This window comes from Pseudomonas lundensis (genome assembly GCF_002269125.1).
Lineage (GTDB): Bacteria > Pseudomonadota > Gammaproteobacteria > Pseudomonadales > Pseudomonadaceae > Aquipseudomonas > Aquipseudomonas lundensis_A.
The window spans coordinates 83103-105508 of sequence record NZ_NQKI01000011.1 but is presented as its reverse complement, the minus strand read 5'-3'; the positions used below and the strand labels follow the sequence as shown (position 1 = coordinate 105508).

Genomic DNA, 22406 nt, shown 5'->3' with positions numbered 1-22406 from the left:
TAGAGCCCATGCGAGTGGGAATGCGGAGCCTTCCCGCTCGCGTGGGCTTGGCCGAGAAAGTCCCAAGAGAGAGGTTTGCAACGGCGACAGTCGCCACTTCTGTCGCCATGCTGCAAACCAGGTATTACGCGGGTTGTCGCCGGTGTCGCCGCTGTCGCCAAATCAACCATCACTCCATCTAGGGAGTCATTCTCGGTTACTGGCGGCGTCCGGTGAGCGTTCACCGTATCGGCACGACGTTGTGGTCCCTGGTTTGATTGATCGCAGATGCCGACAGGTTGCCAGTGGCCGCTTTCTGGATGTGTTCACTCCACCAAGCCATCATCGGACGCCGGCGCTCGATGTAGTCCGCTCGGTTGTAGGCACTTCGGACTTCGTCCTTGTCGACATGCGCCAGCGCGACTTCGATGAGCTCCGGATCCCACCCATGCTCGTTCAGGATAGTGCTGGCCATGGAGCGCATGCCGTGGCTGACCAAGCGGTCCTGGAAGCCCATGCGTTTCAACGCCATGTTGGCGGTCTGGCTGTTGGCGTGGGTGCGCGGATTTCTATCTGCCGGGAACACGTATTCCCTGTGGCCGCTGAGGGGCTTGAGCGCCTCCAGTAACGCGAGTGCCTGTTCGGTCAGCGGGATGGTGTGGGGACGACGCTTTTTCATGCGCTCCGGCGGGATGGTCCAGATGCGTTTGTCAAAGTCGATGTCTACCCATCGGGTGGTAGCCGCCTCGGCAGGACGGGTCATCGTGTGCAGTTGCCATTCGATCAGACAGCGAGTGATCCGCTTGATGCTGGCATTCGCGATTTCGATCATGAGCTCGGAAAGCTCATCGGGTCGTAGCGCGGCCATGTTCTCTTTTTTGGGCTTCTTGAATACCGCTCGAATACCACTGAGGGGGTTAGAGAAAATCAGCCCGGAGTTTACCCCGTAGGTCATGATCTCGTTGAGCCGTTGGCTCAGTCGCTTCACTGTCTCGAGACTGCCTTTGGCTTCGATGGGACGAAGGAGCTTGATGACCATCGGGGCGCTGATCTGCGAGAGAGGCGTTGTTTTCAAGTCTGGAAAAACATGCAGCGTTAGCGAGCGCCAAATGTCTTCGGCATATGCTGGCGTCACGGAGTCCTTCTTTAGCTCGAACCAGGCGGTGGCCACCTTCTCGAAGGTGTGCTCGGTCTCAGCGAGTTTGGCTTGCCTTACCTCATCGCGTTGAGCTTTGGGATCAATGCCCAGAGCGAGCAACTCACGCGCTTCTGCGGCTTTCTTCCGGGCGTTGGCTAATGAGAGGTCGGGGTATGGACCGAGTGCCATATTGATACGGCTTCTGGTCAACGGTTCGCGGTAATTGAGATTCCACATCATCGAGCCGCTGGCGCGTACTCGAAGCTGTAGGCCGTCGCCATCGCTAAGGACGAAGTCTTTACCAGTTGCCTTGACCGCCTTGAGCTGGCGATCGGAGAGACGGGTTGCTTGAGTAGGCATGGGAGCTACCTCGGGCACCGTTTTGGTATCCTAAAAATAGCACCGGGTAGCCCGGGATACCACCTGGGATACCAAACTGTCTGGAACTCCAAAAACCTCGTTGGCCCCCAATAGCGCTTAAACCCTTGATTTTGCTGGATTTCAGGCACAAAAAAAGACGTCCGTGGACGTCTTTAGATGATGAAGTGGTGGAGCCGGGGGGATTAAATAGTCGTATATAACTATCTGTTTTAACTCACTTTATTAATTGGCGTCTGCGAAGGTGCCCCCATAAGTGCCCCCGCTAACGTATTTCCGATGAGCGGCTATTTAAGGAGTTGAACTGGCGTCCTGAATTTATCGGTTTTCGGCAAGACGAGCGCCCGTCAACCACCGAGGGAATGGTCTTAGTCGTGGGCTGCATGACATCGGGTATCTGGCGATCTGGTCGCTAGGTAGCTGTTAGATGATCCTGTTGGGTTATTTAAGCGGTAACGCACCATTGGCTCATTTAGGGCGATCTGAGCTGAGGTGCGGTGTGAGACACTCAATGGTTAACTGTCACAACTGTGGCAAAGCGATGGTTCCGAGAACGATATACAGCCGTAGTTTCTGGGGCTATTCGCCTTCGTCAAATCATTGTCCGTTTTGTCTGAGTGAAAACTGGCATGGCGGAGACCTAAGGTTAGGTGCTCGTCTATTTGCGTTGGCTGGCCTGGCGTTGGGTGTTCTGGCATGTATCCTGATGGGCGCTTTACTGTTCAAAGTTCAGTGGTGGCTTGGCGTTGAGGGGCGGTGGCCTCTATTGACCCTCGGAACCTGCGCTGTGTCGGTTGGTGGGGGATATCGTTTTTACAACTGGTTCGTGGATTGCTGAAAGCAGGATTTTATCTTGCATGGTAGGCAGCGGACGGCTACAACCAGCCACCCCGCGTCTTGGTAGCATTTACATTGACAGGTTGAGTCCACAGCCAACAGGCGTCATACGATAACCTACCCGGAGATTCGATCGAAGGTAAGCGCGCTCGCTGTGTCGTTACTCAGCAAGCTAGAATGCCCGTGTGATGATGCTTTGGAGAAATGGCTTTGTTGATATTCGTACGAATGGCCGATGGTGACCCGACTTCGGTTCAGCTCATAGAGAGCAAAGTCAGGCTACGGGGGCGGCGTGAGTGGTTGTCCGTTCATCCCAAGATCCGTGTTTGCCGATTTTCTGATGGGCGTGTGGATATCAATATCGCTGATGATATCGACTCCACAACTGAAGAAATAGTTGAGCAGTTTCTGGCACATCTGGCCGATGAGGAAATTCAACAGAGTGGCGGCATCGAGTATACAAATGATGAAGCCGTTCAGTCTGATGAATTTGTTTACCCCTATGACCCCGAAAGTATTCGTATTGATACCAAACCGTTCAATATAAGTTTGGTTCATGAGATGATAGAAGAAGGCGACATAAACTTGTCGCCAGACTTTCAACGGAAGTTTGTCTGGACAGATATCGGAGCACGATCTCGATTGATCGAGTCGATAATGTTACGAATTCCGTTGCCGGTATTTTATATGGCCCAAGATCGTAATGGGGTTTTGCAGGTGGTTGATGGGCTGCAAAGATTGACTGTTATTCAGCAGTTTTTAAATAATGAGCTGCGACTTAAAGATCTTGAGTATCTAAAAAACGAAGAGGGTAAGTATTTTAGGCACGAAGATCCCAATATGTGTATTGATCAGCGTTATCGTAAGCGAGTAATGCAGACTCAGATTTTAGTTAATATCATCGATCCGCAGACACCTGTGGATGTTAAATTTGATATATTCAAGCGTATCAATCAGGGGGGGAGGCCTTTAAATGCGCAGGAAATCAGAAATTGCATGTCTTCTCCTGAAACGCGAAATTTAATCCAGGAACTTTGTGGTTCTGATGAGTTTTTAGAGGCGACTTGCCATAGTATAGGAAGCGTGAGAATGCAAGACCAAGAATTGGTTCTGCGCTTTCTTGCATTTCGCTTAACAGAATATAACTATCTTGAAGAATATTCTGGAAGTATGGACCGATTTCTCGATAAAGCAATTGACACCTTGAATGAAGCTTCCGAGGATACTCTTGAAGCTCTTAGGGAGAGCTTTATAAGCGCAATGATTAACGCAACTCATTTGTTTGGTAGTTATGCATTCAGGAAGTGTCTGCCAGAGCATTTAGAACCTGATGCCAGGCGGCGATTAATTAATAGCTCTCTGTTTACGACATGGTCACTAACTCTTGCAAATTATAGTACGGATGAGGTGCTGAATGTTCCGGAAGGAATGTTTGCGTATTATCTTGCCGAGGAGCTTGAAAGTGACTCAGATCTTTTTGATTCTGTGACATCGGGTACGAATGATCGCAGGAGAATTTTTTACGCGCTCAGCGTTTTTGAAACCATGTGTAAGGAGCACATATGATCGGTAGCTTGGGAGTAAAAAACTTTAAATGCTTTAAATCTGCCGAAATACCTTTCAAGCCTATCACGGTAGTTTGTGGCGGCAATGGCGTTGGTAAATCCAGCATGATTCAGACTCTTCTCTTGATGAGGCAAGCCGCCGATCAACTGCGCAAGCTAGACGACGCTGGCGTCTTAGCAGAAGAGTCAGACGTAGAGTTTCCGATAAAACTAAATGGTCCGTATCATTTGGCGCTTGGGAATAGCCTACGACTTACTAACGACGAATTAGAGTCTGCCGAGCTTGAAATTAAGATCAGCCCGGAAGTAAATGAGGCACCAGCAGTAGCGCTAAGATTTGTCTCGGATATAGTTAACGCAAAGGTCACAATTCAAGCACATTACCAAGGTGGTCGCTCTACCGAGATTTTCAACAAGACGGGGCTTTTGCCTATTTTTTCTGATCAGTTTCATTATCTCATTGCGGAGCGCAACGGTCCTCGTGATTTAAGTGATGTTTCGGATGAAAGTTACATTACTACCGGTCTAACTGGGGAACATACTGCTGATGCTATTGCTCGCGCAGAAGCGCAAAATCACGTAGTAGATGAAAAGTTGTGTATTGTTAGCGGTTCAAATCTATTTAAGGTGCAACTGGAAGGTTGGATGAGGTTGCTGGTTCCAAATATTCAACTTGTCACTCACCCCTATCCAGAGATTAATCGTGTCCGGTTGAGCATTGAGAAGACAGGGACGCCTGTGAACTCTCTTTCTCCAACCAGCACTGGATTTGGGATAAGTTATGTATTACCGATAATAGTTAGCGGTCTGTTGTGTCCACCAGGCGCAATGCTCATCGTAGAAAACCCGGAGGCGCACCTGCATCCAGCCGCACAGTCTGCGGTAGGCCAGTTTTTGGCGGTAGTGGCAAGTACAGGAGTGCAGGTTGTCATCGAGACGCACTCCGAAAATGTTATCAATGGTGTTCGCCTTGCTGCCATAAACGATTTGGTAAACTCCAATGATGTTGGATTGATATTTTTTTCTGCCTTGGATGGTGATACGCAGCCGAAGATTGAGTCGATTCTGGTGGATGCGTTAGCGGAATTAAGCGCTTGGCCCCGCGGTTTCTTTGATCAGCAAGGAACTGACCTTGCAGCGCTAATGGCTGCACGGAGAGCTAAAAGAGCGTCTATGGAAGCAAATAAATGACTCGGCTTGTACACCACCAAACAGATAGATATCTCAGACTGGAAACACTCCAACAAGAAAAATTTGAAGAACTTTCCGAGCGACTGATAAAGCTATACACAGATATAGTGGAGTCTGGAGAGGTTGTACGAAAGGAAGAGTCGCTTTACGAAGTGGAAATATTTCCAGGCGTTGCCCTTTGTGATTTGATTTACGGTGCCGCTGAAAGCCATCTTTCTCGTGACTGCCTCTTCGCGTTCAGATCGATGATTGACCAATCTCCGATTCTTAATCATCAAAACCTTGCTGACGCGTCAATAATTGGAACAATTGGGCTAATTCCCAGTCGAGCGGAATGTGAACTAGAAAAAAAAGAGGATTGGGTTAATTTTGTTCGTCTGGATTTGACACGAAACGAAAAAGTAGTTGAAGATTTTTATGCGGATTTTTCAATAGCTTTTCCAAGGCTAAAATTCAGCAATAAGTTTCCTGGATGCATGAATACTTTTGACGGTGGGCATAGCGCTTACTCTGGAATTATCACACGCTGCCTTGCCTCTTTAAATGATAACTGGGGTGATGCGATAGGTGGTGATTTGCCTGCATTACTGAGAACATTCTCAACTCAAAGTCGATGCCCTACCACCTTGGAAGGTGATGGCGACCGTAAAGCTATTCTTACTTTTTCCTTCCCGTTGGGTTCAGAGCGTTTTGAGTCTGTATTGTGCGAGCCTCATATGAAGCTCGAAAGCTCCGACGCGCCGGGTGATACCGAATATTATTACCATAGGATTTACTTTTGCCCGCGTGGCCATAACAGTTTTGCTGACAAAGTTCTGGTCGGTCACGCAGGTAGACACCTTTGAACCGAGCCATAATGGTGCTGGAGCGTTCGCCCTCATTTAGATGATTTAGTTGTAAAAGGCGTCTTTTATTGTATGTACTTAAGTCGTTTTTCGGCGTTTTGCTCTGGTGATTACATCTTATCAGCCGATATGTTTGGCAGTCGGTTGATGCTCACTATTAGCCGCTTTCCGCCTGTCAGAACGACGAGAGCCGGCCAAAAGCTGTCGTCCAGGCGGATCACAAATGTGCGCACGATTTAGCTTGAGTTGCCCACGGCTTCAGCTTCGTGATAGCCGCTCATGGCATTCAAAAAGCCTGCTATATCAGTGGCTCGTTTGCCTCTATCATTCCCTAGGGTCCGCTTCATTAATTCTTACGTCGTGATAGTCAGGCTAGGTCCAGTAGGATGTTGACTTGCCCGCACGAACAGACAGCCCAAAGGATAGGACATATGACAACAGCAGAGAATGGCGGCTCTATCTTCATCTCGTACGCGTGGGGCGCAGGATTCAAAAAAAAGGAATGGGTTCGGCAAGGCATTGTTGCGAGCCTAAATTGGAAGCACGACGTCTTCTGGGATCGTGACACCATTGCATTGGGCGAACTAGTCGAACGCACCATTGGTAAAGCTTTAGCAAAACGACCACTCCTCGTCCTCTGCCTCTGCGATCAAGACTACTTGGAGGCGGCTCAGAGAATTGGATCTGGCTTGCACGAAGAGCTACGCCTGTTGGCGAAGATCGCAGACGAGCCTGGAGTCAGGATTGTTCCATTGATCCTGGAATCCGGCTGTGCAGAACGTCTCCCAGCCCCTCTAATTGGTCGTCTCTATCTGAACCTGCAGCCTCTGCACAGCCTGAACCTTGACATCGGGATGACAATCTTGGGAGTGGCTGATGAATTGAGCCAGGCGCAGTTGCAAAGCGACATTAACGATCGGTTAGCAGTCTTCCATTTGAGGCAGAGAGCCCTAGGCTATCTGAGGCAACGTCCAATGACGATCTGGGGAAGTGGCCGGAATCATGAGGTGACGGTGAAGCCGGATGATGCCGCGCCTTACCTGCTAAAACCGCCTCAATGGATGTGGGAAAGCAGTAGCTGGAATTACTTGCTTGAAGATGATGAACCAACATTCTGCCCTACCAAGGGACGCTGGCATTGGGAGTACGTACAAATCTCGACAGAGATGCGCCCTCTGGGTACCGCTGTGGTGTCGGCATTCTTCCCCCAACTAACTGGAAAAAGGGAGCAGGGACTGCTGAACACAGGCGGTACGCTACTGGCCTCTAGGTTCTTTAGGATGGTTGATATTCGCGAGCCATTCACTTTCGATGCGGATGATTTGGTGAATCACCTAATTCGTGACCATGAAGGCCTCGACGTTATGAAGCAGCTACTCAATGCTGCAGAGGCCACCTCTGATAATCCTACTGATTCCAACACTATCGCTCGGCAATCCACGAATGATGCAGTAGATCACCAGGCCTATAAGTAGAACCTAGAGCTGCGGGTAGCCGGGCTTAGTTCACTTGTAGAACCTTGAGCTCCAAGTGGTAGGGGCATTGTTCCACTGGGATATTCGCATCGCAGGTCAGTCGAATGCGTTCTGTATCGCCGACAGCTAATAGTCGTGAGGTACCCTGAATCGCCCCGAAGTGTCTAGACACATCGAAGGGCTGCTTTTGGCCGCATGCTGCCCCTCACGACAGGCAGCAATCGACCCATAGCTGCCGCTCGATAGTTAACGATAACGACCGAAGCATTGACCGGGAGCAGGGCTCAATGCCAATCCTTGGGGTCGTTCTGGAATAATTCTAGTTCAAGCCGACGAAGCTCCTCAAAGCCAGAAGATCTAGTCTTGATCTCAATCCACGCCCGCGCGAATGCCGGTAGTTTTAGGTTCGCCTCAATTCCCTCCGACCAACTTTTCCATACATCCGGAGTAATTCGCCCATGCGCCCGGAGCGAAGTTTGTTCATTGGTCAAATCGACATAGCGATACAGCTCATCGAAGGCTTCTTCATATTCAGAGTCAGTTAGGATCTCTCCCATTAAAGCCTTCTTCGGCAGCTCTCCGGCCAATTCGCGGTATTCCTTTCCCAATGAATCTTCAAACTGCAACTGCGCAATCTCACGACTCGTCTTTAACTGGTGTCGTGCATACCATACGCCGATCGCAGCTACGCAGGCTGCAAGAGCCGAAACTGCGTTACCTACAGCGCTAACGATATCAGTTACATTTGACATGTTTTCCTCTTACTATAATAGTGCACTTATGAGCATGCATTTAAAGCGCCGATACTTAAAGCGTTGCAGTCAGCTTAACTTCAATGGGTTCCATTGTCGTCGAGTTCAGCCTATATTTATGCTGCGTGAACGCCGTTATCAATCATGTTCAGAAAAACAAAGGATATCCCTAGTTGTGAGCCATGCCAGCTCCGATTGCAAAGTAGTCTCAGCAGGCAACGCGTTTTCTGCATCCATTCGGCAGGGCTTGCTCCATCGCTGTCAGAAAGCACGCACGGCTGCTCTACTTCCCCTTACCGGCATATTTGATATCGGAGAAGACCATCTACTTATCCTCAAAGCTTACTGAGGCGGCTGAGCGGAGGCCACTTCAGCACAGGTCGGTTACAAGTGCTGACTTGATCGGAGTTTCCCGTCTTACATAGTGGATATGCCCACTTGCTAGCAATGGGCTGCAATGGGCACGACCCAAGTATCATTGGGGGTCAAATAGAGTTTTGATCTGCGCTATTGGATAGTCGAGCCGATCACTGTAAAATGCTGCAAGCGTGCAATATTCTTGTTGAGAGGCGTCTATTCTGTACGGGATGAATACACTTTCAATAGATAGTTCGATACTATTCGTAACTATAAGCATCAGCGCATGATCTTTAGTAAGCAGTTTTTCTGAAAGAAGACGATATTTATTTTGGGGTTCAAATGCGGTATTAATGGGTTCGATCGTATCGTTGATAAACTGCAGGGCAAGTGCGCCAGGACGCTTACCTGTTAACTGTTTATTTAATGCTCGCTTGGATAATTTCTCAACTTCCGTCCAGATCCGGACATCTCCAGCGTACACAACCCTAATACCTTTCAACCTGTCTTCTGGGCTATGACACGCTACGAAAGCAGCTACTGAGCCAGGTAGCGACTGCGCAGCGTTAACACACGCGTCCTCATCCATAGGGTCGCCAACCAAAGGACAGAAGTCTTCAGAGACAGAGAATCCGGCGCATTCTAAATTGCTTCCCTTGGCTTCGATCTCGCTGGCTAAATTAACAACGAATGTCTGAAAGCTCTTTTCGTCCGTGGGCACGGATTCAGTCAAGGTAATGGTCAAAATGCTTGCGAAATCTTTCTTGGCTGGGAGAAGCCTTCCCAGCGAAATTTTTTCCAGCAAAGCACCTATCAAACGGTGCCCGTCAGCAAGGCGTACCGCAAATCCTTTATCGCCTGCGAAGGACTTGCACTCAAGTTCAAAGGGCTCTAGGCCTCCAGGCGGATAGACCAATAAGTCGAAGGTCTCCTTACCCTTGCTTTCTTCTGGCCAATCGATAGTGCATCCCCTAAACTTGAGCACATATGCCATGTAGAGCTCATACTGCAAAGCACGCATATCGCTAGAGAGCTTGAATGCTCCCTCAAATCGTTTTTTCAGTTCCTTTGGCCCCGGCTCACCACGATCGACAGCTTCGCAGAGTTCTACTACCCGCTGAACGAATAGCATAGTCTGATACATTGTGTTCCATTCGTAACCTGCACTTAGTGCGTACTTATGCCTCTCCCAGAACGTCAGGCCAAAAGCGACAGAGCTATCTAATTCCTCTTGGCCGCCGCGACCAGCGAACTGCTTTGATAGTTTACTAATATTTTCTACGACTTTAAGCCAAGGTTTGGCTGGATATAGATTAGTCAGCCGGTTATAGATATCCGGAAAACCTAATATGGCAAGGGTGATCAAGGCGTTGTTTCCTTACATCAGCATTGGATCCGGGCGCAGCCTGAAGGGTCGCGCATCCCGAATCGCACTCTACCTCAGGGAACCTTGATACGCCAAGGTCGGTGCTGGAGGGGATTTCGATGTCTAGGCCGCGCCGACACATACGCTTCTCGGGACGCAGCATCCATCAACTTGCGTCCCCGCGCCCCCGGAAGCTCCACAACAGACAGAAGCGGCAGGCTAAATCCCGGAGGAAAACACCTCCGGGATATTCTTTTAGATGGCTGTTGCCTCTAGGACTCCTCAAGCGAGCCTGCGTCAACCGGATCGAAACCTACCTGATCTACAAAAATCATCACTGTTTCTTTAGCTTTCTCATCGTCACCCGCTACCGCCGCTGCCAAACGACCTGAATTGCCCTGAGTTTTCATAGACACATCGACTGGCTACTTCTGGCCGATTTCTGCCTGTCGTAACTGGCAGAAGTCGGCCAGTTGCAGCTAGGCAGGGATACACGCCCGCTCGCTATCATCTGCTTTTCACATGTTGATCTTGTTCCGCTCAGAGTAAAGGCTGCCGTCGTCATCTATTGTGCATCCTTTGCACGTTATGTTTTTCTGCGACTGACATGTCGTCATCCGTAGATCATCTGACGCGAGGTAGGATGACAGCGTGAGCCAGTCCACCCACTTCGTTAGATTTCCGACGGTAGAATGGTCTGAAATCGAATTCCGGGGGCTCAGCGATCGGTCACCATTTTGGCTCTTACAGCGAAGAGAGCCTTGGCCATGAGTAAAGAAGCACAGACGATAGTCACCCTGCTGGATCAGCAGTACGAGCAGTTGCTTGCGGACGCGAGATGCCTGGCCGCGAGCTATATAGATGCGTCCATGAAGATATACAAAAAGACCTGGGTTAAATCTGTCGTGGCTGCCGTTTCAATCAAGCAAACGAGCCCGAATGCGTACTCGATCTACTGGTGCAAACTGGTGCCACTGCAAGGGCAAAAAAACAAGTTCGCGCCCCTGACTATTCCCAAAGGCAACGGTAAACACAAATACCCAGCCTCCTCATTTGAGTTTGTTAAATCCCCTTACCGTGTCCTCGTTTTACAGGTTGAGGAGCGTCTGGCTGAGATTCGCAGCATCGCCAGTGAGAATCGTCAGCTGCGTCGGACGTTGGTCGCCTATGAGAAAAAGCTGTCTAGATATCAAGCGCTTGATCATGGCGACCTCTGCTCGGAGGCGTAGAGGCTGAGCATACTATAAGCAGTGCAAAACGGATCTGAACCGACTTCAATACCCGAAAGCCACGTGCAGCTTGGTCTGACGGGGCTTTCTCGTATCAGCAGTGAACTCCGGCGAGACATACTGCTGCGCTTGATCAGGGAAGGCGACGGGTTCGGGCTATAAGCAGTGTAGGGCGCTAAATCTACTCGCTGTCAGCCAGCAGGCCCATGCAGGCGGGGGCGGAGGCCGTATTTGCTATTAGCAGTGACGCTTACGACCAAGTCAGCCGGCCAGCTTTGATCTGTATTAGTAGTGAAAGGCTTCACTTTCATAAAATAAACATTGGTAGGTGCCGGCCTAGCTGGTACCCGTGTCGCGTAGCGGGTGGCGACGGTGACGCGCTACTCCTCAGTGCCCCGCTGCTTTTCGAACTCAATACGGTTCATTACGCCCATGGGGATGGGGTAGCCCTGGATATGGGTCGTGAGGGCCTCGTTGCCAGCTATCACCATGATGCAGGATAGGCCTCTGCGGAAGCGCATTCCTCGTCCCGAGTAATTGCGCGGGATGATCTCCCATGATTCGTCGTCGTAGTAAAAACCAACGATTTCTGACCAGTGCGATTTGATGCCTGCGCCCATGATGCCCAATGGTGTCAGGCAGAAAATCTCTACCTGGGTTTCCTGCCCAAGAGGTACAGCATAAACCCGACCGTTGGGCGCAATAGGTGGGAAGTACAGACCGTTACCGAGGTGACGAAATTCCATGCTTGTGCTCCGGATAGATGAAGTCGCTAGACACTCTCCGGTAGCTTTAGGAAAACCCAAGATCAGATGTTGCCAACGATTCGGCGCACGAGTTTTAGCGTACTGGGCAAGCTAGCTCGCCACATGGCGGGCGTGCATGTCGCTGATCTATACGCTTCGGCGCTCCGGTCACTTTCGCTATGGTGCGGAGATTAACAGCCCTTCCGAAGTCATCCCATGACCTCATAGGCTTGAGGAAATACTGCTTATCGCAGCAGTAGGGGCCTTGTCGATGGATTGGGTAAGCGCCCGCTGCCAAGGGGCAGCGGGCAGTTTGTTGCAGATATCTGGTCGCTCCGCTGAAGGCTCAATCGTCGCTGTGCTTTTTGCCCAGGTACGCTGCGACCATATAGCCAATTACACCTGCGATCGTCAGCGCACTGATGACGGCAAGCACGGCATATACAAGCAATTCAAAACGATCCATACCCTGACTCCTTAGTTTCGAGGTCTGCCAAGGTTAAGGGTGTCTGATCTAATCCCAAATCTGCAGTGTGATGGCTTAGCGACTGATTGCGGCGGCTTCCTTCCGCAGGCTGGCTCGGGCACCGACGTACGCATCAGTTTCCCAGATACGCAAATTCCCGAGTTCGTAGGCGACGTGATCCCGCGCTTCTAGATCCTCGATATTGGGAGCGCGCCCTCCAAGAATCGGGGCTTCATGACCGGACCACTGCTTGTAAAGCTCACATGCAAACGCTGCTCGGCAATCACAGAAGCTCAGCCCATGAAAAAGTAAAATCTCCTTGGCAGCAGGTAAGCTGTTCTGCTTCCAGAGCCGCCATGTCTGCTTTGATTGTGGATAGCGATAAACATCTTGGACGGCGGATGCCGTCTCCAAAACGGCGATCTGCTTTGGCATCGAGATGTTAATTATCCTATGTGTATGCGGCCCTTCTTTGCCGCTTTCCAGGGAAATACATCCATCTCCTTTGGCTGCCTCTAGAGCTGCTCGGGCGTCGAAGAAAACAGCTTCACGTAATGAGATGCCGAGATGCCGCACTAACATCAACACCACCGCCAGATGCTCTGATAGGCGGGTCTGAACATCTTCCACTGCGGCTTTGAACTTTGCATGTTCAAGGCTGTGTGGGGCCGTAATCCGTGCATGACCAGGAAAGCCAATATCAGGCATCACGACTTTCCAGTCACCACTGGTCGCGAGGGCCATAACTGAACTCACGGTCTCAAGAAGACCCTCCGCGGTCTGCACCGAAAGATTCCCGTGGTACACCTGCGTACAGAGTTCTTCGCCATATTGCTGGACCAGTTTTTTATTGACGAACTCCAGGATATCCATCCCATGAGACTCTTTGGCGTAAATACTAAACTGTGCCCATTGATGGTCGTGGATCATTGCCTCGTGTTGACTGAGGAGCCCGCGTCGGACTGCCTCCTTGAGGATCGCCGAACCGGCCCTGGTCAAGTCTCGATCCAAATGTGAGTGGAAACTCTGCTTCATGGTCATTCCTCCATTCAGCTCAGGTGCTGAGCTGCTAAAGGAAATGTTGAGCGAGGAAAAATATCCTGGGGTTCGATTTCGGTCGCTTTCAGCGTCTGAAATTGACGAGCCCACCCGTCCCGTAAACGGTCGTTTATGGCACACCTATTCCAGACGAGCTTCTGGGCTTGGGATTTCCCGCTTTCCTGTCACTTTTCTCATACCGAAATCAGAGTGAGAAAAACGTATGGGAAAGCGGATTGGGTACGCCCGAGTTTCGACTGATGATCAGAATCTCGATCTGCAGCGTGATGCACTTGCCCTAACTGGATGCGCTACGGTCTACGAGGAGACCATGAGTGGCAAGTCAGCGGATAGACCGGAGTTGGGGCATTGTCTCAAGGCTCTGCGCAGTGGCGACACTTTGGTCGTATGGCGACTGGACCGCCTTGGCCGCTCCTTGCCTGACTTGGTTGGGATCGTCAGTCGGCTGGAGCAGGAAGGGGTGGGGTTCGAGTCGATCAACGAGCGAGTCGAAACCACCAGCGCCGCCGGCAAGCTGATCTTTCATGTGTTCGCAGCCCTGGCCGAGTTTGAACGCAACCTGATTCGAGAGCGTACCCGCGCAGGGCTGGCGGCGGCTCGCGCTCGAGGACGTAAAGGTGGTCGTAAACCTGCGTTGGAAGATGCTCAAGTCCGCGAAATAAAGGCTTTGCTCAAAGATCCACAGATTCAGGTTAGCACTGTAGCCAAGCGATACGGGGTATCGAGAACAACGTTGTATCGGTACGTCGGTAAGACTGGGCCGAGATAACTTGCACCTGGCAGCACACGAAACTGCGACCAGGAGATTATGAGCATCAGGACACGAAGGTTGACAGAAGCGATAATTTGCACAAAAATTACGGTTGACAGTACCTGTGTTTTGCACGCTTTATGGAGAGGCCCATGCCCCCGATCCAACACCCAAGTGAGCTGGAACCGAAGCTGAAGCCGGAACACGTCGAGCTGATCTGCAATAACGCTCTGGATGCGGCTTACCGTGCGTTGGAAGTCACCTCTACGGATGACGATACCAACTGGACTATGGGAACACTTCCGTATGGCCGCGTCCACGGCCGGTTCAAACGCCTCCACCGCGATCCGGCCCTTCCGTGGCTGCTGCTCACTAACCGCACCATGGACTTCACGCTGAGTGTGAATGGCGTGCTGATGCAGGTGGTAATGGACGATCCCGAGGTCAGAAAGAAAGGGTATCGACTGCAATCCAACCGAGTTGAGCTTTACCAGGCCAGCTTGCTGGGGCCTGCGATCGACAAGAACATTACTTGGCGTTTGTATGTCGATACTGACGGCAACTTTGACGGGCCGACGCTGACTGCTTCGATTCTGGGCTTCGATACCAACCGGAACGTCGTATGTAAGTGGGTGCATGACTACGTTCCTCTGTTTGCTCCTCATACCACCGAGCTTCCACAAGAGGTGGTAATCGATGAACCATTAGTCGCTCGTCGGGACAAAGATGCAGACCAGAACGCAACACGAGATGCTGATCAGTAAATGAATGACAGAACAGGCTTTCTGCCTCTTGGCGACGAGTTTTCGCCCGACAAGCTCCGTCTCGCTAGATGCGCGGCGGGGCGTTCGCTCGCCGATATCGGAGAGCTCTTGGGCGTTACCCGGCAATACGCGCACAAGCTGGAAGTCAATGCGATTCCTTCTGGCACCCAACTCGCCCAGCTATCTGAAGCCTTGGGCGTGCGCGAGAGTTTTTTCTTCACGCCACGACGCGGTTCGGTGGAGTTGGAGCAATGCCATTTTCGAAGCGTCCGATCCTCCTCGCAGACTCTCAAGAAGACCATTGCGGCTCAGGTCGAGATGTTTGAGCTGCTGATTGACGAGTTGGATAAGGAGGTTGCCTTTCCTGCAGTGAGTTTCAGCATGCTTGAGGAGCCGGTATCCGGTATCAACAAGATCGAGCAGGTTGCTGAAAAATTTCGCCGTGAACAGGGCCTGGGGATCGGCCCCCTGTCTAGTGTTACCAAGCTGGCAGAAAAAGTTGGCGTGCTGGTGGTGAACCTGGCCGAAGCCGATGACAAGGTCGATGCGTTCTCGTTGTCCAACAAACGACCGTTGATCGTGAGGAACACCGCAAAGGTGAATCCATGCCGGCAACGTTTCGACCTTGCCCATGAAATGGGCCATTTGGTGATGCACCAAGGTATTGAAACCGGTTGCCGCCTTACTGAGGATCAGGCTAACCAGTTTGCCAGTGCTTTGTTGATGCCCCGGGCAAGTTTCGCATCAGAGTTTCCCCCTATGCGAGGCAAGTACCTGAACTGGCCGGCACTCAAGGATATGAAGCTTCGTTGGAAGGTAAGCTTCAAGGCGCTCATTTTCAGGGCTCACACCCTCGATCTGCTCACCGCCGAACAAGCTAAATCGGGCTTCACGTATCTCAATCGAAAGGGTTTCACGAAGCACGAAGAGTTTGACGAGTTGATCCCTATGGAGTCGCCTATGCTGGTACAGAGGGCGATCAATCTCTTGGATTACGGTACCTGGAAGCGGGTGTTGACAGCTGCCGGGCTTACGGCAGAGATGGTGACCAGGCAGTACATGCTGGATGTACCGTCATCTCCTTTGCGACTGGTCGAGGCTAACGTAGGTTAAGTCACGCTGAAACTGCCTGCGGCAGCCCGCGTGCCGGCACTCACATGGATGCGCATACAGCCGTCGATTATGACGCGGCAGGCGCTCGTGTAGTTTGCAACCCTAGAGGGTATCCGGGCGAAGAGACTGGCTTCCGCCCGGATTTGATCGTCACGCTTTAGCTGCGCCTTAGCTGATCAAGCGAGCCGTCTGCGGATCGTACGCGACACCGGTAATCGACCCATCCCGAATGCGCTCAACCGCTTCGTCGATCACATGCAGCGGTACCAGGAACCATTCCCTCGGCTTGACCGGATTGCCGAAGCGGTCATCGATGGTCAAGTCCAACTGCGCTGCGCCGAACAGGCGGTGGAAGATGTTTTCTAGCCGGGTGCGGTTCAGGTTGTGAAGCTTGTAAGTTGCGACCACTTCCACATCTGCCAGCAGGTAGGTGGCATCCTTCGCCGCGGCGGCGATGCGAGCTTCCACCTTGCCACCGGTCACGCCAATCTTGTGGATCAGCTCGCGGTGCTCGGCTACGAAGGGGTGGCTGGACTGGCTGCGCAGCACATAGATAGTGCCGCTTTCTATGTCGTCCGGCTCGGCTATGTCGCTAAACAGTGGGCCTGAATCTACCCTGATGAGCCGAGATCCGGCACGTCCCTCACTGTCCTTGTAGAGCGCCCGCTGCAGGGATCGTAGTAGAAGATCGCTTTCCGTCTCATTGGAGTAAATGACGCGCAAACGCCCATTCGTCTCCGCGTTCGGCGTCTTGTAGGTGTCGCCCACCTCGGCGACATAGGCAATGAGTCCGCTCAGAATGAAGAAGTCCCCGGCCTCGATGCTGGCGTTCTTACCAAAGGGCTTGGTTATCCACAGGTTTTGTTTTAGGCCGGCTTCAACCTCATCAAAAAGTGGTTTGAAGCTCTCGAAGTCTTTACATGGGGTCCGGGCGGCAATTTCTTCTGCCGCCTTTATTGCCGCACTTGAACGCACATGCCGCAGCACGGTGATGTCGTCCAGGTCGACGGGCTCACTGCCGATGCCTAGCTCGGCGAGCAAGGCGTCCTCATCCAGGTCATCCACATTTACCGTGGCTAGGGCATTACCTGGCAGTAGGCCGTGACTATCCAGGCCGGCCAGTAGGGTTTGTGCCTCCGGCAGCCTGCGTAGCTGATCCAGACGCACTGCGTACAAGCGTTCAAAGATGTCGCGATCTTCGCCATGCAGTGGGGCGCGGCCGTGGGTCTGATAGAAGCGCTGAATGTCCTCGAAGCCAGCGATGATGCGTTCTTCGCGAGGGGTTCGAGTGGCAGCCTTTAGGGGAGCGATTTCAAGGCCAAGCTCAGCGAGCAGTTCGTCCTCATCAATTTGACTCATCGATCACCCCACTTTGTTTCGCTGCCAACTCCTGAGCTTTGTAGCGCATGAAAGCAACAACGCCTTCGGCCATACGCTTTTCCCAGGCATCTGCAGAGTTGATGTCTGGAAGGCGGCCTCGCTCGCGCTTGAAAGTTCTAGCGCGATCTGTAAGTTCAACCGCCTCATCACGAGGAATGCTCACTTTCTTGGCCGCAATGCTGGCCTGCACCTGGCGTAGGGACTTCTCATCCATCGCTTTCGCCAGTACCGCATAGGCTGCCTCGAAGGGGTTGATGCGGTCGATCAGGTCAATGTCCAGCTCGCGTACGTTAACGAACTTGCGCACGCCATCCAGCAGAGCAGTGCTGCCTTGTACAACGTCACTCCCGTTGGCGTCGGCCTGAGCCAACATCAACTTGGCCTGCTGGGTAATGTTCATTGCGGCGATAGCGTGTTGGCGGATGGCTTCCTGGTCGACGTCGCTCAAGTCCGGGTAACGTTCGCGCACGATCTTGCCCATGCGCAGTTGGGTCAGCTCTTCTGGCAGGGTGTTTTCCTTGTCGAATAGGCCGCGCTCCAGCACGGTTTTATCCTGCAGGAAGCTGGTTACTACTTCGTTTAAATCTTCTTTGCAGATGCGCGTGGCTTCTGTGCTCTGCGGTGTGGTCAGGCCGTTAATCTCGACATGGAATTGGCCCGTGGTTTCATTCACGCCTAGATTAGTGCCACCTGCTTGATACCCCTCTGGCCCGTAATTGAAGCCTTCTTTCGGCCCGGTATCTTTCGGGGTGAATTCATAGCGCGGGGCCAGCACCTGTTCCATCAGCAGGCTGGCGGAAATGGCTTTGAGCATATCGTTTACCGCTTCGGCTACAGCAGCTTGATCAGCCATAGGTTCGGCGATCAGGTTGGTGAAGCGCGAGCGCTCCTTACCCTCGGCGTCGCGGGTGGCGCGGCCAATAATCTGCACGATTTCAGTCAGGCTCGAACGGTAGCCGATGGTCAGCGCATGTTCGCACCAAATCCAGTCAAACCCTTCCTTCGCCATGCCCAGCGCGATGATCACATCCACATTGTCGCGGTTGTTCTTCTGCGCCGGGTCTTTCAGTGCGCCGAGCACTTTGGAGCGTTTGCCTGGGTCGCTATCATCCACCAGGTCGGCCACTCTCAGCGTGCGGCCGTCTTTGGCTTTGATCAGGTGAAAGCCGGTGGCCGGGTCTACACCCTGCCAATCACCCAGCGCGCTCATGATCTCGTTAACCTCGTGCTCCTTGTCCTTGAGGCTCTCACGGGCATTTACGTTTGGAATGTGGACGATGGTTTTCAGCGCCGGGTCCAGCACCTTTGCGACCGCATCCACGTACCGGCCGGTGTAGAAGAAGTAGCCAATATCCAGCGACTTGAGCCAGCGATAGCCGTTGAGCTGCTCGTAATAGGTATACGTCACCGTCTCAAATTTGTTCTCTTCCGACGGAGCCAGCACGGCCTCGCTGTCTCCACGGAAGTAGGAACCGGTCATGGCAACCAGGTGCACCTTGTCGCGGTTGATAAACGCGCTCAGTTGGCTGCCCAGTTTGTTGTCTGGGTTGGCGGAAACGTGGTGGAACTCGTCGATGGCAATCAGGCGGTTATCGAAGGCGTCGATACCCAGCTCTTCCACAGCAAAGCGGAAGGTGGCATGGGTGCAGACCAACACCTTGTCGCCGCTGTTTAGGAAGGCGCGCACGGCATCTACCTTGGACTTGGCCACACGCGGCTCATCGATGCCTGGGGCATTGCACAGGTTCCACTTTGGGGCCACTTGCCAGTCCCAGTAGAAGCCATGTTGGCTCAGCGGCTCATCGGCAAAGCTGCCGCCAATGGAACGCTCCGGCACTACGACAATGGCCTGTTGCAGTCCCTGGTTATGGAGCTTGTCCAGGGCGATAAACATCAGGGCACGGGACTTACCTGATGCCGGTGGCGATTTGATCAGCAGATACTGTTCGCCGCGCTTGGTATAGGCGCGTTCCTGCATGGTACGCATGCCCAGCTCATTGGCCTTGCTGGATGCCCCAGTGCACGCGGTAGTAATGGATACCGACGGCACCGTGTAGCTGTTGGTCGGGTTGGTAGTGTTAGTCACTGTGATTCTTCCTCCATGAGGGTGCCGTCGCCTGGGTATTGTGGATGCGGCCTTTAAGGTCCGCCAACCAATCGCCGTAGCCCTCGGGTGGCGTCGCTAAGCTAGCTGGGGTGTCGCTCATGCCATTTTCCCTCGTGGCTTTTTCGGCTCAGCCTTCGGTGTATCCGTTGTCATCTTGGTGTAGAGGTCAAAGAGCTTTTCCAGGCGTTCGGTATCGTTTCTAAAACGGCGACCGATATAGATACGCTCCAGCACTTCATCGTTGCGCTCGTGGGCGTGGCGCAGGTTGTCCGGCATTGTGTCCGGGTCATACAGGTCGGCGATGGTGGCGGGAAAATGGGCTTCGCGGGCCAAGAGAATGTTCTCTGCGCAGGCTGTAAGATCTGCCTTGTTTTGCTCAGTGAGCAGAGGCATCGGGAACGTGTTGTAGCAGAGGGCTGACGAATAGCGCAGGTCTGTTTTTAGCCGTCCAGCAAGCGCTCGAACCCAAGACATATGCAACAGGCTAAGAAGAATAGACAAATGCCATACTTCTGCGTCATATATGGCCTGTGCGGAATCCCCAACTATGCAGTCGTTCGAAAGAAGGCCGAAGGGAATATACGTTCGCCGTTCAGATGAGACACGCGGAACAATTATCAGATGTGATTTGGCTTGGTGTGTATAACGGAATTGATGTGGTCGTGATGCAATACCTCGGGCGACATCGCCACCGTCCAATCGGAATCTACGAACATTGTCGATTCTATGTTTAATGGCTGGAATAGATTCTGCCAAAGGACTGCTTGGGTTATCTATCCAGAGACAGTAACGCTGCTCGCCATTCAAATAATCCTTGGAGCCATATAGCCTTTTAATTAGGTGTATCGCCTCTGGATGATTATTTACTAATTCCTTTTTTTGATCGCTTGCCAGAATCAGGTTGCCTCCATCGTAGGGGCTGTTCCCTGTAATTATTGGCATTAACTCTGAAATGGGTGAGAGGGACTGAGATACGACTATTTCGTTTCCCGAGACCAAGTAAGGTCCAATACAAGACACTTCCCTTGCAAGACCGTTTTCAGTCAGAATTTTCTGCTTTCGCCCACGCGGCCTGAGTCCGATTATAGAGCAAATAACTGCTGCGTTTTTGGTCGCATTGTTTGACCATTTGAAGTCCTTGTGAGCAAAGGAGATCTCGATCCCAAGTTTGAAAATTCGGGGCCAAAGCTGATGAACTTGTGCGCCTTGGTTCACCGAGTTTGTGACTACAAACGCGACCTCTGCAGAGTTTGAAGCGGAATATTCCGCGCCTTTCAATAGCCAAGCCGATACGTAATCTAGTTCGCCGTTTTTTTCGCGAGAGCCAAAAACACTCGCCAGCTCTGCCTTCTGTGACGGCGACTGCCCTTTACCTCCCAAATATGGTGGATTACCACAGATATATGTCTCACCGCCTGCGTTGTCAAACTCAATTTCGGCTTGGTCGAGCGGAGAGCTAAATAAGTCATCCGCAATTAGCTTAACGCCAGTATGGTGAGCATCCATCAGGCTCAACCAATCTAGGCGTAGCGCATTGCCGCACACAATCCAGTTCTGCGCATCCAGCGGTAGGAACTCGGCCAGTGCATCCTGCTGGCCGCGATACAGCACGTCGCACTGAAACTCGGCAATGATTAGCGCCAGGCGGGCAATCTCGGCCGGAAAGTCGCGCAGTTCGATGCCTCGGAAGTTTGTCAGCGGGATTTCTGATTTATTGTTGGCCTCGCTTCGACGGCGATTGATCTCCACCTCGATCTCGCGCATTTGCTTGTAGGCGATGACTAGGAAATTGCCGGAGCCGCATGCAGGGTCAAATATGCGGATGCGCGCCATACGCTTGCGAAGGTTAAGCAGCTTGGCTTTGTTGTCGCCAGCCGCCTCCAACTGAGCTCGCAGATCATCCAGAAACAAGGGGTTCAACACTTTGAGGATGTTGGGCACGCTGGTGTAGTGCATGCCCAATGCGCCGCGCTCTTCATCATCGGCCACCGCCTGGATCATGCTACCGAAAATGTCTGGGTTAATTTTTTGCCAGTTCAGGTTGCCGGCATGTAGCAGGTAGGTGCGTGCCATGCGCGTAAAGCGCGGCACCTCGGTGCTGCCAGAGAACAAACCGCCATTCACATAGGGGAATTTATTGGCCCAGCCAGGTAAGCGTGGTTCTGCATTGGCACGCTCGGCCAGCTTGATATTCATGGCGCGGAAGATTTCAGACAGCACCTGGTTGGTGTTAGAGCCGTCGCGCTCGCTGTAATGCTCAACCGTTGTGGTAAACAGTCCGTCGCCAGTGAAGATGTCGGTGTCTTCAGCAAAAAAGCAGAACACTAACCGAGACATAAAATGATTCATGTCGTGGCGGCGTTCGGTTTTAGCCCAGTCCGGGTTTTCGTTCAGCAGTTCGACGTACAGCTTGTTTAGGCGGCTGGTGGCGCGCACGTCGATGGGGTTGTCCTTAATCTCCTTGATGGTGGATATACCGGCCAGCGGCAGCAGGAAACCAAAGTGGTTGGGAAGGTCCGGGTAGTCGCAGGTGATTGTCTCACCCGTGATCAGCTCTTCGGCCTCCAATGTTTGCCCGTCGGTGGCTAGGATGAATTTGGCTTTGGCTTTTGTGGTGGCCAAGCTGGCACGCAGGGCCTTGAGTGTTTCACCCACGGTGCCGAGCTCGCACGTGGCGATATGAATGTTGCTACGCAGTAGCACGCCGCCAGGTACGTCCGAGGCGTTGTTGTTGCCAGCGCGCAGGCGCTTGAGCGCTGTTTCCTTGTTGCCGAATGCGGCCAGGAAGCTGAACGGAAACTCCTCCGCGTCAAAAGGCTCAAAGGCAAGGTCTGAGATGGCGGATTCAATTTCTACTGCATTCATGGTTTACCACTGTTCAGATCGCTGATGCGCGAAGGCGGCAGTT

Annotated in this window: 17 protein-coding genes; 8 read left to right on the top strand and 9 right to left on the bottom strand. The window is 52.2% G+C overall.

Going from position 1 to position 22406, the window contains the following annotated elements; genetic code table 11:
- Positions 1-220 precede the first annotated feature (220 nt).
- Complete coding sequence (locus tag CJF39_RS09540; protein ID WP_094993184.1) at positions 221-1477, bottom strand: integrase domain-containing protein; 1257 nt, start codon at positions 1475-1477, stop codon at positions 221-223.
- 1083 nt (positions 1478-2560) lie between these two features.
- Here CJF39_RS09540 and CJF39_RS09535 point away from each other — a divergent pair.
- The 4 genes from CJF39_RS09535 (at position 2561) to CJF39_RS09520 (ending at position 7408) form a co-directional block, all read left to right on the top strand.
- Positions 2561-3898: a DUF262 domain-containing protein gene (locus tag CJF39_RS09535; protein ID WP_170942663.1), complete on the top strand. Its 1338-nt coding sequence runs from the start codon at positions 2561-2563 to the stop codon at positions 3896-3898.
- On the top strand, positions 3895-5088 hold the full coding sequence (locus CJF39_RS09530; RefSeq protein WP_094993182.1) for an AAA family ATPase: 1194 nt from the start codon (positions 3895-3897) through the stop codon (positions 5086-5088). Before CJF39_RS09535 ends, CJF39_RS09530 begins: the two co-directional genes overlap by 4 nt.
- Positions 5085-5933 carry a hypothetical protein gene (locus CJF39_RS09525; RefSeq protein ID WP_094993181.1) on the top strand — a complete coding sequence of 283 codons (849 nt, stop codon included), beginning with the start codon at positions 5085-5087 and terminating at the stop codon, positions 5931-5933. Before CJF39_RS09530 ends, CJF39_RS09525 begins: the two co-directional genes overlap by 4 nt.
- Before the next feature lie 431 nt (positions 5934-6364).
- Positions 6365-7408, top strand: coding sequence for a toll/interleukin-1 receptor domain-containing protein (locus tag CJF39_RS09520; RefSeq protein ID WP_094993180.1), 1044 nt, complete (start codon positions 6365-6367; stop codon positions 7406-7408).
- Between the two features lie 284 nt (positions 7409-7692).
- Here CJF39_RS09520 and CJF39_RS09515 read toward each other — a convergent pair whose 3' ends face one another.
- The 3 genes from CJF39_RS09515 to CJF39_RS09505 all read right to left on the bottom strand — a co-directional run bounded on the left by CJF39_RS09515 (position 7693) and on the right by CJF39_RS09505 (position 10293).
- Positions 7693-8160, bottom strand: coding sequence for a hypothetical protein (locus CJF39_RS09515; protein ID WP_094993179.1), 468 nt, complete (start codon positions 8158-8160; stop codon positions 7693-7695).
- A 475-nt stretch (positions 8161-8635) separates the two neighbouring features.
- Complete coding sequence (locus tag CJF39_RS09510) at positions 8636-9883, bottom strand: hypothetical protein (RefSeq protein ID WP_094993178.1); 1248 nt, start codon at positions 9881-9883, stop codon at positions 8636-8638.
- 272 nt (positions 9884-10155) lie between these two features.
- Positions 10156-10293, bottom strand: coding sequence for a hypothetical protein (locus CJF39_RS09505; protein WP_198833202.1), 138 nt, complete (start codon positions 10291-10293; stop codon positions 10156-10158).
- A gap of 357 nt (positions 10294-10650) precedes the next feature.
- Here CJF39_RS09505 and mobI point away from each other — a divergent pair, with 357 nt between their 5' ends.
- The gene (mobI, locus tag CJF39_RS09500; protein ID WP_094993177.1) at positions 10651-11112 is read left to right on the top strand and encodes a conjugative transfer protein MobI(A/C); all 462 of its coding nucleotides are present in this window, start codon (positions 10651-10653) and stop codon (positions 11110-11112) included.
- Positions 11113-11492: 380 nt separating this feature from the next.
- Here mobI and CJF39_RS09495 read toward each other — a convergent pair whose 3' ends face one another.
- Complete coding sequence (locus tag CJF39_RS09495; RefSeq protein ID WP_094993176.1) at positions 11493-11858, bottom strand: hypothetical protein; 366 nt, start codon at positions 11856-11858, stop codon at positions 11493-11495.
- 541 nt (positions 11859-12399) lie between these two features.
- A complete protein-coding gene (locus CJF39_RS09490; RefSeq protein ID WP_094993175.1) occupies positions 12400-13359 on the bottom strand; it encodes an integrase in 960 nt (319 codons plus the stop codon).
- A 226-nt stretch (positions 13360-13585) separates the two neighbouring features.
- Here CJF39_RS09490 and CJF39_RS09485 point away from each other — a divergent pair, with 226 nt between their 5' ends.
- The 3 genes from CJF39_RS09485 (at position 13586) to CJF39_RS09475 (ending at position 16011) form a co-directional block, all read left to right on the top strand.
- A complete protein-coding gene (locus tag CJF39_RS09485) occupies positions 13586-14152 on the top strand; it encodes a recombinase family protein (RefSeq protein ID WP_094993174.1) in 567 nt (188 codons plus the stop codon).
- A 134-nt stretch (positions 14153-14286) separates the two neighbouring features.
- On the top strand, positions 14287-14898 hold the full coding sequence (locus CJF39_RS09480) for a hypothetical protein (RefSeq protein WP_094993173.1): 612 nt from the start codon (positions 14287-14289) through the stop codon (positions 14896-14898).
- On the top strand, positions 14899-16011 hold the full coding sequence (locus CJF39_RS09475; protein WP_059399999.1) for a helix-turn-helix domain-containing protein: 1113 nt from the start codon (positions 14899-14901) through the stop codon (positions 16009-16011).
- Positions 16012-16179: 168 nt separating this feature from the next.
- On the opposite strand, the gene CJF39_RS09465 is transcribed toward CJF39_RS09475, so the two are convergent.
- The 3 genes from CJF39_RS09465 to CJF39_RS09455 form a co-directional block, all read right to left on the bottom strand.
- A complete protein-coding gene (locus CJF39_RS09465) occupies positions 16180-17370 on the bottom strand; it encodes a GIY-YIG nuclease family protein (protein WP_094993172.1) in 1191 nt (396 codons plus the stop codon).
- Entirely contained in the window at positions 17357-19477 is a 2121-nt protein-coding gene (locus tag CJF39_RS09460) for a DEAD/DEAH box helicase (RefSeq protein WP_170942662.1), read from the bottom strand. The genes CJF39_RS09465 and CJF39_RS09460 overlap by 14 nt, the downstream gene beginning before the upstream one ends.
- 117 nt (positions 19478-19594) lie before the next feature.
- Positions 19595-22363, bottom strand: a complete 2769-nt coding sequence (locus tag CJF39_RS09455) for a class I SAM-dependent DNA methyltransferase (RefSeq protein WP_094993171.1) — start codon at positions 22361-22363, stop codon at positions 19595-19597.
- Between the last annotated feature and the right edge of the window lie 43 nt (positions 22364-22406).